The organism is Bradyrhizobium sp. LA2.1, from assembly GCF_040547725.1.
GTDB lineage: Bacteria > Pseudomonadota > Alphaproteobacteria > Rhizobiales > Xanthobacteraceae > Bradyrhizobium > Bradyrhizobium barranii.
This window is the reverse complement of record NZ_JBEPQI010000016.1, coordinates 34,045-47,764: the sequence shown is the minus strand read 5'-3', so window position 1 is coordinate 47,764 and position 13,720 is coordinate 34,045. Positions and strand designations below refer to the sequence as shown.

At 60.4% G+C, this 13,720-nt stretch carries 15 protein-coding genes and 2 pseudogenes; 8 read left to right on the top strand and 9 right to left on the bottom strand.

Annotated features, from left to right (window positions below; translation table 11 throughout):
- Positions 1-81: 81 nt before the first annotated feature.
- Positions 82-612, bottom strand: a complete 531-nt coding sequence (locus tag ABIB95_RS28100) for a DoxX family protein (RefSeq protein ID WP_354244064.1) — start codon at positions 610-612, stop codon at positions 82-84.
- A gap of 378 nt (positions 613-990) precedes the next feature.
- Between ABIB95_RS28100 and ABIB95_RS28095 the strand changes: the two genes are divergently transcribed.
- The 8 genes and pseudogenes from ABIB95_RS28095 (at position 991) to ABIB95_RS28060 (ending at position 6,297) form a co-directional block, all read left to right on the top strand.
- On the top strand, positions 991-1,245 hold the full coding sequence (locus ABIB95_RS28095) for a hypothetical protein (protein WP_354244061.1): 255 nt from the start codon (positions 991-993) through the stop codon (positions 1,243-1,245).
- A gap of 25 nt (positions 1,246-1,270) precedes the next feature.
- Positions 1,271-1,500, top strand: a pseudogene (locus ABIB95_RS28090) (hypothetical protein).
- A 73-nt stretch (positions 1,501-1,573) separates the two neighbouring features.
- Entirely contained in the window at positions 1,574-1,756 is a 183-nt protein-coding gene (locus tag ABIB95_RS28085; protein WP_354244058.1) for a hypothetical protein, read from the top strand.
- A gap of 408 nt (positions 1,757-2,164) precedes the next feature.
- Positions 2,165-3,025: an SDR family oxidoreductase gene (locus tag ABIB95_RS28080; RefSeq protein WP_354244055.1), complete on the top strand. Its 861-nt coding sequence runs from the start codon at positions 2,165-2,167 to the stop codon at positions 3,023-3,025.
- 365 nt (positions 3,026-3,390) lie between these two features.
- Positions 3,391-3,777 (top strand): cupin domain-containing protein, encoded by a 387-nt coding sequence (locus ABIB95_RS28075; RefSeq protein WP_354244246.1) that lies wholly within the window; start codon positions 3,391-3,393, stop codon positions 3,775-3,777.
- A 137-nt stretch (positions 3,778-3,914) separates the two neighbouring features.
- A complete protein-coding gene (locus ABIB95_RS28070; protein ID WP_354244052.1) occupies positions 3,915-5,195 on the top strand; it encodes a lactonase family protein in 1,281 nt (426 codons plus the stop codon).
- A 329-nt stretch (positions 5,196-5,524) separates the two neighbouring features.
- Positions 5,525-6,119: pseudogene (locus ABIB95_RS28065) on the top strand (hypothetical protein).
- A gap of 49 nt (positions 6,120-6,168) precedes the next feature.
- Positions 6,169-6,297 (top strand): hypothetical protein, encoded by a 129-nt coding sequence (locus tag ABIB95_RS28060; RefSeq protein WP_502917879.1) that lies wholly within the window; start codon positions 6,169-6,171, stop codon positions 6,295-6,297.
- Positions 6,298-6,415: 118 nt separating this feature from the next.
- Here ABIB95_RS28060 and ccoS read toward each other — a convergent pair whose 3' ends face one another.
- From ccoS to ccoN, 8 genes are read right to left on the bottom strand one after another with little or no spacing between them, the layout of a single operon-like run.
- Positions 6,416-6,571 (bottom strand): cbb3-type cytochrome oxidase assembly protein CcoS, encoded by a 156-nt coding sequence (ccoS, locus tag ABIB95_RS28055; RefSeq protein ID WP_354244049.1) that lies wholly within the window; start codon positions 6,569-6,571, stop codon positions 6,416-6,418.
- Positions 6,568-8,847 carry a cation-translocating P-type ATPase gene (locus tag ABIB95_RS28050; protein WP_354244243.1) on the bottom strand — a complete coding sequence of 760 codons (2,280 nt, stop codon included), beginning with the start codon at positions 8,845-8,847 and terminating at the stop codon, positions 6,568-6,570. Before ABIB95_RS28050 ends, ccoS begins: the two co-directional genes overlap by 4 nt.
- A 48-nt stretch (positions 8,848-8,895) precedes the next feature.
- A complete protein-coding gene (locus ABIB95_RS28045) occupies positions 8,896-9,693 on the bottom strand; it encodes a DUF2189 domain-containing protein (RefSeq protein ID WP_354244046.1) in 798 nt (265 codons plus the stop codon).
- 10 nt (positions 9,694-9,703) lie between these two features.
- Positions 9,704-9,943, bottom strand: a complete 240-nt coding sequence (locus ABIB95_RS28040; RefSeq protein ID WP_354244044.1) for a hypothetical protein — start codon at positions 9,941-9,943, stop codon at positions 9,704-9,706.
- Complete coding sequence (gene ccoP, locus ABIB95_RS28035; protein WP_354244041.1) at positions 9,940-10,821, bottom strand: cytochrome-c oxidase, cbb3-type subunit III; 882 nt, start codon at positions 10,819-10,821, stop codon at positions 9,940-9,942. The genes ABIB95_RS28040 and ccoP overlap by 4 nt, the downstream gene beginning before the upstream one ends.
- Entirely contained in the window at positions 10,818-10,982 is a 165-nt protein-coding gene (locus ABIB95_RS28030) for a cbb3-type cytochrome oxidase subunit 3 (RefSeq protein WP_354244039.1), read from the bottom strand. The genes ccoP and ABIB95_RS28030 overlap by 4 nt, the downstream gene beginning before the upstream one ends.
- A gap of 2 nt (positions 10,983-10,984) precedes the next feature.
- Positions 10,985-11,716 (bottom strand): cytochrome-c oxidase, cbb3-type subunit II, encoded by a 732-nt coding sequence (ccoO, locus tag ABIB95_RS28025; RefSeq protein WP_354244036.1) that lies wholly within the window; start codon positions 11,714-11,716, stop codon positions 10,985-10,987.
- A gap of 5 nt (positions 11,717-11,721) precedes the next feature.
- Positions 11,722-13,380, bottom strand: a complete 1,659-nt coding sequence (gene ccoN / locus ABIB95_RS28020; protein WP_354244034.1) for a cytochrome-c oxidase, cbb3-type subunit I — start codon at positions 13,378-13,380, stop codon at positions 11,722-11,724.
- Positions 13,381-13,720: the final 340 nt, after the last annotated feature.

Sequence of the window (13,720 nt, the reverse complement as noted above, 5' to 3'; positions counted from 1 at the left end):
AAGCCGGGGTTAGCTTTGCCGTGGGTCGGTGACGCGTAACTGCCGAAAGCAAAAGTGGAAGAGCGCTTTGCCATTGGAGCATCATAGTAAAGAGTCGACGGTCCATCGAGTTGAGCCGGCGAATCCCAGAAATAGGGCGCAGCACATCGCGGCGAACACGGAGTAATCGAATGGCGACTTGATCCCAAACGAAATCGCCATGGCTGAACCAAACAGGAGGAGCAGGCCTGCGCTGCCGAAAGCCGCCCATCGCACCGCGAGTCCGAGTACCAGCGTAACGCCAAATAGAAATTCCAGAACCGTTGCGGTCGCGCCGAGAAAGGGGATCATCCATGCCGGTGCGAACGAATTTACCTTGGCCGCGTAGCCCAAAAACCGTTCGAATGTTCCCCAGGAAACTCCGCGCTCGCCCGGATTGCCGTAGAGCCCGAGCCGGTCGCTGACCGACAATAGGAACGAGATCCCGAGCGCCGCGCGGCTTCCCAGCGAAAGAAGATCGAGGGCAAGAGGTGCTCGTTGCTCGGCGGATCGCAGCATGAGGATGGATTGGCCAGTGCGCACGACGCTGTGAAGCGGTCCGGACGACATCTTTCTAAGCGTGCGCCATGCCATCGGTGTTACTCGACGAAATCTGCGACAGTGGTACCAATTGATCGCAGCACGGGACGAAAGTTTCCAATAGCCGGCGCGTATAGTTTCCATAGCGGCGCGGAATAGCGCGCTGACCGTTCTCACTGTTATTCGTAGAGCAACGCAAGTTGCGCCGGCCGCGACGGCATCCCCCGCGCTGCGAGCGAACAATAACGATCGTCTGGCGATTCCATGGCGCGAGGGGATATCCGGAAGAGCGTCGCTCGCATCTTGCGTCGGAGTACATGCCGGCGCGAACGGTTGATGAAGGGGAAGTGAGTTAGCGTCGATCATGTTTTGATTGTACGGTTCCGCCGAAACGCGGATTGTTGAATGGCAAGTAAGTCAACGAACGGATTGATGAGGTCGGACAGCTTGAAGAAGATCGAAACCAACAAGCGCGAGGGGATCGCCGCCGCCAAGCATGCTCATCCCCTCGCGAGCATCGAGGCACGCGCCAAGGCGCCCGCTCCACCGCGCGGCTTCGTCCGCGCGATCAAGGCAAGGCATGCCGGCGGCCACTATGCGTTGATTGCTGAGATCAAGCAGGCCTCACCATCGAAGGGCCGCATCCCGCGCCGATTTCGATCCGCCTGCCCTACCAAAGGCCTATGAGGCCGGGGGCGCGGCCTGCCTCTCGGTGCTGACCGATACGCCCTCGTTCAGGGGCATCTCGATTTCATGTTCGCGGCGCGCGCGGTGACCAATCTGCCGGTGCTGCGCAAGGATTTCATGTTCGACACCTATCAGGTGGTCGAAGCCGGCGCTGACGGCGCCCTGATCTCTACCGACTACAAGACGGACGAGGCGGGACTTCGCTGTGGCTTCGCGGATTATCTCGAACACAACTACGGGGCGGGCGGCATTTGACTTGGGGTTGTATCCCAATCTCATTATTTGCCGAAACAACGGCCTGCCCAAGATGACCGTCTAGTCCTACATCTTGGCCCTTGAAGACGGGCGGTGGTTCGCGGCCGGGTCCCATAGCGAGGATCCGATCCGCATCCTCCTTGAGCTGAGTTGGACGCGTCTGCGCAACCAGTTTCAGCAATACATCCCTATGGGCGACACGTTGCAGCTGGAACGCCTGGCCTATTTCTTTCTGGCGCGGATTGTTCACGTCTGACATGGGGCAGTCGACGAGAGTCCTCCATCGATGTTCTCGCGGACTTGACCCAGAACGCCTACGAAGCTTTGGCGTGGAAAGGCCCAAGGTTCTTGGGATCGTTTCTCCAGAGGTGGGCGCATCGAAGAGTCTCGGCGATGCGGCGGATAACGTCCTCTTCTACCGGCGTGTACCGACGATGCGGCGGGAAGTAACCGGGATGTGTGAGGACCGGTGCAGCCGTATGCCTCAGTGCTATGGAAACTATACATGCCAGCTATTGGAAAAGCGCGTCCCGTGGAGCGACAACCGATAGTGTCAACGGACGCCACGGCGGTTTCGCTAACGCAATGAGCATCGCGATGAGAATCGGCATTGTCTTGGGCGTTGCCTCGGCCAACCCACAGCGATCGCCAGAAGGAATTATTTATGTCTAAGACGATTCTAATCACTGGTGCCAGCACCGGCTTTGGCCGCGACACGGCAGAAACCTTGGCTCGCGCAGGCCATACCGTGTTCGCGTCAATGCGCGATCCGCAAGGGAAGAACCGGCCTCATGCGGAAGCTCTCCGCAAACAGAGCATCGGCGTCGTCGAGCTCGATGTCAGCAATGATACCTCGGTCGACCAGGGCGTGCAGGAGGTGCTCAAGCGCACGAAGTGTATCGATGTGCTAGTTAACAATGCCGGCATTGGATCGGCCGGGGTCACCGAGGCCTTCACGCCGGACCAGGCGAAGATCGTATTCGATACCAACGTCGTGGGCGTTCTGCGCACCGCCCGCGCGGTGCTACCAACGATGCGTGACCAGCACGCGGGATTGATCGTCAACGTTGGCTCGGTCCTGGGCCGCGTGACGTTCCCCTTCTTCGGCATCTACGGCGCGAGCAAGTTCGCGGTTGAGGCACTTACCGACAGCTTCCGCTATGAGGTCTCGCAATTCGGCATCGATGTCGTCCTGGTGCAGCCAAGCGCCTATCCCACACCGTTTTACGAGAACGTTCAGCAGCCCGCCGATGCTGATCGGATCGCGGCCTACGGGACAGTCGGAGACATTCCAAGCGCTATTTTCAAGTTCTTCATAACAAAGTTTCAAGCCCCCGATGCTCCAAATCGCCACGACGTCGCCGAGGCAATTGCCAAACTCGTGGCGCTGCCTAGGGGCGGCCGACCTCCGCGCACCGTCGTTGGCGCGGCGTTCGGTTCTGATACCGTGAACGCGCAGACGGCGCCCGTGCAGGCAAATGTCGTCGAGATGCTCGGCTTAGGTCATCTAACCAAAGTCACCTGAGCAAGGCATGCCGGATCGCCACGACGAAACTGTCGCTCGCTTTGAGGGCTATCGGCGACCGCGGAAGGTCGTGAGAGATCCCGCGGCCCGAGATTTCGGCGGGCGCCTCGAGGAAAAGTCGCTCGCACCATTAAGTCAGGCGTGCCTTGGCCGCATCAATTTCGATGAGTGGCCACGATGCTCGCGAGAAGTCCTGTGTTCAGGCGGTTGGGGGCTACGTCTAGGCCGCTCGATAGGGCCACCGGCAATCGACAGGCCTATGCGATGACCCGTTAAGTGTCGCCCACAGCCTACCACCAGGACAGCTTCAAAGTTGATGAGGGAGTAAGCCTGTAAATGCCCGAACCACCATCGCCGCTACGTCCATCGCCTTTGCTTTGTCGATAGCCGGCGCCATCTTTGCCCGAGATAGCAAAGCGGAAACCGTCATGAAGAACTTCGAAGCGCCCATCCCTAATATCCCCGGCAAGTCGCTGATTGCCCTGGAAGTCAATTACGGGCCGGGTGAGGCCTCGCCCTCACATACCCACGCGAAGTCGGCTTTCATCTACGCCTATGTGGTTTCAGGTGCGGTCGAGTCGATGGTGAATGACGGTGACCCGCGTATCTATCGGACGGGCGAGAGCTGGTCCGAAGCGCCGGGTGCGACGCATTGGATCAGCCGCAACGCGAGCAAGACAGAGTCGGCAAAGCTGCTTGCGGTGTTCGTGGTTGACACCGATGACAAGGCGCTGACGACGCCCGTCAAATAAGCACAAGGTGAGAGGCGAATTAGCAGACGTCGCAACGCTTCGAAGACGCAACGGGTCAGCCGCGATCCTTACCTCTGCCCGGACAGCTTTTGCCGCATCCGGGCGCGCTATCGGCGTGAGCAACATGGGAGAGTTACATGAATCGTCCGGTATCGTCGAATCTCATCTCTATCGCGCTCGTGCTGTGTCTCTTCGGGGCTTTCCGAGTAGACGCACGAGCGTCGGACCCCGTAGGTCATGTCTACATGCAGACTAATGAGACCAAGAACCGTATCATGCACTTCGGCCGCGACGCGGACGGGCAACTCGAACTACGCGAGAGTATCCCCACCGGGGGCGCTGGCTCGGGCATCTTCAAGCCGATCAGCGGTCAGGAGAGCGCGCCCAACGCATTCGAGGGCGCTGGCAGTGTGATCCTGGCCGAATCCAACACCCTGCTGTTCGCGACGAACGGCGGTGACAACAGCGTGACGAGCTTTCGAGTGAGCCCGGACGGCGAGCTGTCGATGATAGATCGGCAATCGACTGGCGAGCCCGTAATCGGGCGCACCGGAACGGCGAAATCGCTCGCGTATCGCTCCCAAAGCCGAACACTATATGTACTTCATGCCTTCGGCCCCAACCACCTACGCTCCTACACGGTCGCTAAGGACGGCAAGCTGAAGCCGCGCCCGGAGCGTCATTCGGTGAACACCGCGAAAAAGACCGATCGGGTGTCATCACAAGTGGTTCTGTCGCCCGACGGCGGCTTTTTGCTGGTCGACATCCTCTTCGACGCTCATCCGACCGCCAATCCGGACGGGTCGCGAAATCTGGCCGTAGCGAACGCCGCCGACCGAGACGGACTCGTGATATTCCCGGTGCGCGACGACGGCACGCTCGACGAGGCTTCGTTTGCCGATGCCGGCGGCGCGGGGCCATTCTACATGGCCTTCCTCAACCGGAGTCGTGATACCTTCCTCAACGGTGTCGCGGCAGGGGACGGCGTGCTAGTAAGCCGCATCGATGGCAAGGGTCGCGTGACCAATGGTCCGTTGATTTCGATCGATACTTCGCCTGGGAGGCCGTCCGAGCTCTGCTGGCTGCAAGTGACCTCTGACAACTCGCTCGTACTTGCGACCAATTTCGGCTACGGAACGGTCTCGACCTATCGGCTGGTAGAAGGCCAATTGAGCGTTCTGAAGGACCCGGCCAACAACGCGATACCTGGCGACGGTACCTTCCGCGCCGTGAACGGGCTCGTCAGCAGCGGACCCAGCGACAGCTGGCTGACCCCCGACGACCAGTACTTTTGTCAGATCTTTGGAAATGCCTCGGTGCTTGTCAGCTACCACCTCGACAAGACGAGCGGCCGACTGACGGAGATTGGTCGAACCCCGATTCCCTACAATAGCCCTCAGGGTCTCGCGGGATTCTAGACGTCTACCAGCGGAGCGCGATCGACCAAGCAAGATTCAGCGTTTCCTACTGTGATCGCGTTCGGCGGACAGGTTACGTCTCCATCGTCGCCGCGCGAAGTAAATCAGCCGATCGCGGAGATACCGTGGTGCAACTCGACGCATACGATCGTAGGTTGGCCTCGCCCACTCTAGTGATCATCCCAGGCGGACGTCAAGCGTTGAGCCCAACCGCGCTGGACCTGCAATGTACCTCCCCGCCTCAGCGCCGGCCGCCAATCAGCGACGCTCGTTACCTGCGATTCCAGCTGATCTCTTTTCGGCTGCTATCGTTTACATTCCCACCTTTCATGCCTGAGGTGCCGGAAACGCCTACCAGGATCTTCGAGCAAGACGACGTCGGCAAGCTCCTGCCGTATGGCGGCGAAGGTGGGGCCTTCGTGGCCCAGATCCGCGAGGCGGTGCTTAACGGAAGGCTCCACGCCGCGATGCATTCGCTGAAAGACGTGCCGGACAATGAGGACGCGCCCGGACTTGTGATCGGCGCGACGCTCTCGCGCGGTCCGCCGGGCTCGACGTCCTGGCGCTGCGGCCGGGCACCCGGGTTGATGAGCTCAGACGCTTGCGTGGCGAGGGATTCTAGATTGGCACCAACTCAGTCCGTTCAGCGATGGACGACGCGACGACCACGCGCGCGCCGACGCCGAGCGCGAGGTACTGTGGATGCTCAACGGCCATTGCAACTCGCCGATCGCGGGATTTTCGGAAGTCATGGGCATGGAGATGCTGCTCGCCGCATCCGTGCTCGATCATGCGGGCGGTTGCACCATCGAAGCCGCGCGTGTTGGCCACGCAAGCTGCCCTCGCGAATTCGGCCGCGCGGTAGGAATGGAGCTGCTTGCTAAAGGCGCTGCCGAGATCATCGAGCGCGGTCGGCCGGCGTGATAGAGCATCATCGCAGGGAACGAGGCGACGAAGCAATCCAGAGTCGCTGGTGTGGCTCGAGAGTTACCGGCTGGTGGCCCATTGGGGCCTCTCGGACATGGCTAATGTCTGGCGCAAAGAGGCGATCGAGCAGCACGCCGAGCGCATCAACCCGCAGAGTTGGGCGAGCTCCCAATGAGGCGAACTGCGAAGTGTTGGACGGACACCTCCGAGCGATTCAGATATAATCCAGTCCACCTCACATCGGGACTAAACAACTAGCTGCGGTGACTCGGCTTGTCCCCGTGCGCCGACGCCTAATCGTCGGGCCCATCGCGGTTTTCGAACAGGATTCGTTCGGCCGCGCCCGCAATATCATCATATTGGCCGCTTCGCAGCGACCACATAAACGCGCCGAGTGCAACGGCGCCGAGCGCGAGCGCAACGGGAATCAGGAAGAAGTAATCCGTCATCGAGCTTTCTCCGTCGCGGGCGTCTGCGCGGAGATATCGAAAGCCGGCGGGCCCGAGCGCGGCTCCTCCCGCGAGCGCCAGCCGTGCAGCCGCAGGGCATTGGCGATCACCAGCAGTGACGAGGCTGACATCGTCACCGCCGCCACCAATGGTGTCACATGGCCGAGGATCGCGACGGGTACTGCAATGGCATTGTAGCCGACGGCGAGGATGAGATTTTGGCGCACGAGTCTCTGTGTATGGCGCGCAATGGCAATGGCTTGCGGTACCGCCAGCAGGCTCTCGCGCAGAAAGACGAGATCGGCGGCATTTCGTCCGACATCGGCGGCGGTGGCCGGAGCCATGGAGGCATGGGCAGCGACGAGGGCCGGCGTATCGTTGAGGCCGTCACCGACCATCAGCACGCGCTGTCCCGCTTCCGACAGGTCGACGATGTGTTTCGTTTTGTCAGCAGGGGAGACGCCCGCACGATAGGGAAGTCCGAGATCAGATGCGAGATGGCGCACCGGTTCGTCGCGATCGCCGGACATGATCTCGACGCGGCATCCTTGATTGGAAATGGCGAGCACGGCCTCGCGGACATCCGGGCGAAGATCGCTGTCGAACTGGAAGGCCGCTCGCAGTTGCCCGTTCTCGGAGAGTACAACGCCGGCTGTGCTTGACTGTTTGGCTCCATCCGTCAGCGCCCAGTCGGCCCGGCCGAGCCTGTAGATCGTCTTGCCGATGGTGGCCTGCATTCCGGAGCCCGGCTGCTCTGAAATATCGTTCAGTGCCACCGGCGTGATGGTGTTGTCGCGTCGTGCGGCGGCGAGCGCACGGGAGTAAGGATGGCGTGAATGGGCCGCGATGGATGCGGCGATCGCAAGCGCTGCTGGATTGATGGCTTTGCGATTGATGAGCCGCAGCCGATCCATGGTCAGCGTTCCGGTCTTGTCGAAAATCACGGTGTCGACTTCCGCGAAGCGCTCCAACGCGCCGCCGTCCTTGACCATCACACCACTTTCGAACAGACGCCGCGCGGCGACGATCTGCACCATAGGAACGGCAAGGCCGAGCGCGCAAGGGCAAGTGATGATCAGCACCGCGACGGCAATGGTGGCCGCGCGATGCAGGTCGCCTTCCACAATCATCCAGCCGATGAACGTCAGCAGCGTTGTGAGATGCACGACCGGCGCATAGAGCCGCGAGGCGCGGTCCGCGACACGCCGGTAGACCGAGCGCCCAGCTTCGGCCGCTTCCATCATTCGCACCATTTCGGCGAGGAATGAATCCTTCGAGGCAGCCGTGGCGACGATGGTAAGGGGGGCGGTTAAGTTCAGCGTTCCCGCGGACAGCATCGTGCCCGGTGAAACCGGTTGCGGCAGGCTCTCGCCGGACACCAGCGCGCAGTCGATCTCGGATTGTCCTGTTTCGACCCGGGCATCGACCGGCACGCGCTCGCCCGCCGCCAGCAGGATGTGCATATCCGGCTGGATCTCGTTCACCGGCAGATAGGTATGCGTACTGTCGTCCTGCACGACGAGTGCGCCGCGCGAGGACAGGCGGGCCAATCCTCGGACGGCGGTTCGTGCGCGCTCGCGCATCATGTGATCGAGCGTGCGGCCGATCAGCAGGAAGAACAGCAGCGAGGTTGCCGCGTCGAAATAGGCGTGTGATTCGTGATTGAACGTCTCGTAAAGGCTCATGCCAAAGGCAAGCAACACGCCGATGGAAACGGGAACGTCCATGTTGGTATGGCCATGGCGCAGAGCGCGCCAAGCGGAAGAAAAGAATACGCGGCCCGAATAGATCAGCGCGGGGAAGGCGATCAGCGCGGAGATCCAGTGGAAGAGTTCGCGGGTTGGAGCTTCCGCGCCGGACCATATCGACACCGACAGCAGCATGATGTTGCTGCCCGCGAAACCAGCCACGGCGAGCGCGCGGATCAACTCTTTCAGCGTCTCGTCCGTCTGGTCCGGGCCGGCATCCTGAAGATGTGCGTCGTAACCGATCTTGCTGAGTGTCTCGATGAATGGTGAGGGCGGCTTGTCGGACTGCCAGCGGATCGCGACGCGCTTGGTGGAGAGATTGACGCGCGCCTTTTCCACACCGGGAAGTGCGCCGAGCGCGGCTTCGACTTTCTGGATGCAGCCGCCGCAATGAATGCCCGGCACCGAGAGATCGGTCTGGCGAACGCCGTCGCCGACCAAGCGGCTCGCGAGCAGAACTTCCTCATTCGCGGTGTGAGGATCAGACGTGGCAAGAGCCAGCTCAGCGCCAGGTGTGCAACAACTCATCGGCACTCCGTTTCCGCCCGCCGCCGGCAATTCGCCGGCGGCGTGTCGCTATATCGCGGCTTCGTCCACCACCGCGCGATAGGCATGCCAGGTGCCGTGCCCGAGCACAGGAAACACGATGATCAGGCCCAGCATTCCAGTGGCGAGAGAGACCAAGAACAGTGCAAGCACAATGACGCCCCAGGTCAGCATCACGGGCAGGTTGTTCCAGACCAGCGCCATGCTCGAGCCCATGGCAGTGAAGGCGTCAACGCGCCTGACGAGCATCATGGGAATTGAGAACGCGCTGATCGCAAACGAGAACGCCGCGAACAATCCGCCGACGGCCCCGCCGACAATGAGCGTCGCCCAGCCAACCGGCGTGGCGAATAGCATCGGTGCGATGTGTTCGAGACCGGGAAACGGCACCAGGCCAAAGAACAGGGCGTAGATAATCACCGCCGCGCGTATCCATGTGATCATCAAAAGGCACAGCAGTACGCCCGCGAACAGAATCTGGCCGCCGCATTGCGGCTTGACGAAAATCATGGTCGAGAGGCTGACGGGCAAGCCTGCGGCAAGGCGGCGGCTTTTTTCATACAGGCCGATTGCGAGGATCGGGCCTACCACCATAAAACCCGCGAATGCGGGAAACAGGATGTAGTCCCAGCCTAGGCGAAACAAACCACCGACGATGGCGACGGATGTGAGAAAGATCAGCAGGCCGTAGCAGAAGCTCATCATCGGCTGCACGGTCAGGTCATACCAGCCGTTCGCAAGCCATATGAAAGCATCGGCGGGAGCAAGCGAGCGATGCCAACGGTTTTTGGTGGGAAGTGGAGGCATGACGGTCGGGATCATGGTCATGTCGATCAGTCTATCGTGCTTTGGCTGTTGTGGTCGGTGTGGATGAACACGACGAGGTCGCCGCGCTGAAGCTATTGGTGCCGTTGCCTTCGCCGTGCTGGAGATGAGCGACGCAGTCCGGTTGAGAGGACACAGCCACGTAAAGCAGATGCGCATTGGCGGCGACCAGCACAATCAGACCGAGACCGATCGACAGCAAGACGATTGATTTCGCCTTCGATCTGTCAGGCGATGCCGCCATCCCATTCATTGGTTGGGCATCCTCTGATCGACCAAGTATAGCGCGAGGATCTTGCGATCGATCGGCGTCAGGCGGCCTTCCCATGACGGCATGTGGCCCTGCCGTCCGTTCCATAGTGTGTCCGTGATCGTCTGCGCGTCGCCGCCATAGATCCAGAACTTGTCGGTCAGGTTGGGTGCGCCCGCGTCGCTGTTGCCTTTGGCGTCCTCACCATGACATGCGGTGCAATTGGCAACGAAGATCTCCTTGCCGGCGTCCACATCGCCGGGCCTTGCCGTTTTCACGGCGGATGGATCGGAGAGCGAGCGCACAAAGACCACGACCTTGTCGACGTCGGCCTGCTGAAGGATATGGTCATGACCGAAGGCAGGCATCTGCGAGGTGCGACTGTCGGGATGCGACGAGTTGATGCCGACGCGGATGGTTTCGGCGATGGCTTCCGGAGCGCCACCCCACAGCCATGAGGTCGTAGTCAGGTTCGGGAAGCCGTGGCCGCCCTTTGCGTTGCGCCCGTGGCACACGGCGCAATTGTCACCGAACAGGGTACGGCCGGTCTGGCGCACGATCTGCATCAGCGCCGGGTCAGCCTGAATATCCTGATAGCTTTTGGCCTCAATCTGCTGGGTCCATGCGCTGCGGCCCAGCGCCGCCCGTTTCAGCGAGTCCTGCACGATGTTGCGCTGGTCAAGGCCGAGCAGGCCTTTGGTGTAGCTGACGCCGAGTGGCCATGCGGGCAGCAGAACCCAGCAGCCGACGGAAAAGAGAAAAGCGATCAGCAGGAAAAAGTACACGGCGCGCGGAACGGGCGTGTTCAGTTCCTTGATGCCGTTCCACTCGTGCCCGGTGGTCAGATAACCGGTGTAGTTATCGCGTTCTTCTACCGTCATGGCCCATCCTCATTGCGCAGGACCGACTTCGCAGCCCGATCGAACACCTTTCTGTTAGACGGCCAATAGGCATAGACAACTGTGATGATTGAGAGTGCGATCAGATAGAACAATCCGAACGACTTCGAGAACCGCACCAGCGTAGCGTGTCCGAGATCCATGATCACCTCGCAGCGTTCGTGACGGATTTGTGCGCCGCGTCGGTCAGGTGGCCTAGCACCTGGAGATAGGCGATCAGCGCGTCCATCTCGGTGAGCTCGCCAGGCTTGCCGTCGAATGCGCGGACGTTTGTTGCCTTGCCATAGCGTTGCGTGACGCCATCAACGTAGGGGGAGTCTGGAGCGGCTTGGCCGTAAGCGTCTCTGCTCGCATTCGCAATCATCTCGTCGGTGTAGGGCACGCCGACGGTGCGCTGGGCCTTCAGGTGCGCGCCGAGATCATCCGTGCGCAACGTCGTTTTCAGCAACCACGAATAAGCGGGCATGACGGAAACGGAAAGAACATCGCGCGGGTTGTTAAGGTGGGCGACGTGCCAATCGTCGGAATACTTGCCGCCGATGCGAGCGAGGTCCGGTCCCGTACGCTTCGAGCCCCACAACATCGGATGGTCGTATTTCGATTCGACGGCGAGCGAGTAGGGCCCGTAGCGTTCGATTTCATCGCGCAAGGTGCGGATCATCTGCGAGTGACAGGCGTAGCAGCCTTCGCGGATGTAGATGTTGCGGCCCGCCAGTTCGAGCGGGGTGTAGACACGCATGTCGGGCGCGTCTTCCACCGTTTGGTGGATGGTGAAGAGCGGCGCGATTTCCACGAAACCGCCGATGCTCGCCACAAGAACGATGCCGAGCGTGAGTCCGATGGCTTTGCGTTCGAGCCGATAGTGCAATCCGAACATGCGGCTTACTCTCCCGATTCAAGGACGGTCGTGCCGCCGAGCATCGGTGATGGCATGTCGGTCGCCGAATCACGCACGTCGCGGATACCGGTTCTGATCGTCATCCAGATGTTGTAGGCGCCAATAATCGCGCCGATCAAGAAGAGCAGGCCCCCGATGGCGCGCGCGATGTAGTAGGGATGCATCGCAATCAGCGAGTCGACGAAGGTATACGCGAGCGTGCCGCTCTCATTGTAGGTCCGCCACATCAGCCCCTGGATGATGCCGGAATTCCACATGGCGAAGACATAAACGACAGCGCCAGCCAGCGCGAGCCAGAAATGTATCTCGACGAGTCGCGGGGAATACATGCGCTCGGTCTTCCAGAGCCACGGCACGATAGCGTAGATCGATCCGAACGTGATCATCGCCACCCATCCGAGCGCGCCGGCATGGACGTGGCCAACGGTCCAGTCGGTGTAGTGGGAGAGCGAGTTCACCGGGCGGATCGCAAGGAATGATCCTTCAAAGGTGGTGATGCCGTAGAATACCGCGGCCACCATCATGAAGCGCAGCGTCGCATCGTCTCGCACCTTGTCCCATGCGCCGTTTAGCGTCAGCAGCGCATTACCAGCTGACGCCCACGAGGGGATCAGCAGCATCAGCGAGAACGTCATGCCCAGCGTCTGCACCCATTGCGGCAACGCCGTGTAGTGCAGGTGGTGTGAGCCCGCCCACATGTAGAAGAAGGTGATGCCCCAGAAGCTGATGATTGACATTCGGTAGGAATAGATCGGCCGTCCGGCCCGTACCGGCAAGAAGTAATACATCATGCCGAGGAAGCCGGCGGTGAGGAAGAAGGCGACGGCGTTGTGACCGTACCACCATTCGGTCATCGCGTCCTGCACGCCGGAGAACAGCGAGTAGCTCTTGGCGCTGCCGAACGAGACGGGGACGGCGAGGTTATTGACGATGTGCAGGATCGCGATAACCAAGATGAAGGCCATGTAGTACCAGTTGGCCACATAGATGTGTGGTTCCTTGCGCCGCGCGAGCGTGCGCAGATAGATGGTAAAGTATACGACCCAGACCACCAACAGCCAGATATCTGCGTACCATTCCGGCTCCGCGTATTCCTTGGACTGGGTGATACCCATCATGTAGCCGGTAACGGCGAGCACGCAGAACAGATTGTAGCCGAGCAGCACGAACCACGGGCTGAGCTGATCGGCCAGGCGCGCGCGCGAGGTCCGCTGCAATACGTAGTAGGATGTAGCGATCAGTGCGTTGCCGCCGAAGCCGAAGAGTACGCTGGTGGTGTGAACAGGACGCAGCCGCCCGAAGCTGGCCCAGCCGGCATCAAGAGTGAAGTCGGGCTTCACCAGGAGCCACGCCACCCAATCGCCGATCAAGAAGCCGAACACAGCCCAGATCATTGCGAGAATGATGCCGAATTTCGTTGGATCGTCATAATAGCGGTTGAGGCGTTCATGGCCGGGTTCGGGATCGTAGTAGACCGAAATGACTTTGAAGATTCCGGCAAGTGCCGCGACTCCGATGAGCGCGCCGTGAACGCCGAGTGGATCGTGGTTACCTGCTATGCCAAGCATCAATCCGCATAATGCGAGCCCGAGCAGGATCAATAGCGCGTACTGACGTTCAGTCTTGGTCAGTTGGCCGATCATTGTCTTTCTGCCCTCCAAAACCGGAATTGGTTTCAGTCCGCGTTGGAAAATCGAAGGTCAGGAAGTGTTACAGGACAGAAAGCCGGTTCGACATCCAACGGCAGGACCCATGACTAGTTTGCTAACTGGCTCTCAGCGTTACTCGGTAAGATCTGGCACAAAGCTAATCAGTTGTCGCAGTACACGACGAACCTTTCCAATGATTGGCATGCATAGTTTCCATAGCAGCAGGTGCATTGGGGAGCGTGCCGGGATCGAGTTGATAGGTTGGCATCTCAAAAGCCAAGCCGTTCAAATGACCAACAAGCATATCCGCTATTTCTTAGAGTTGCTGGCGGAG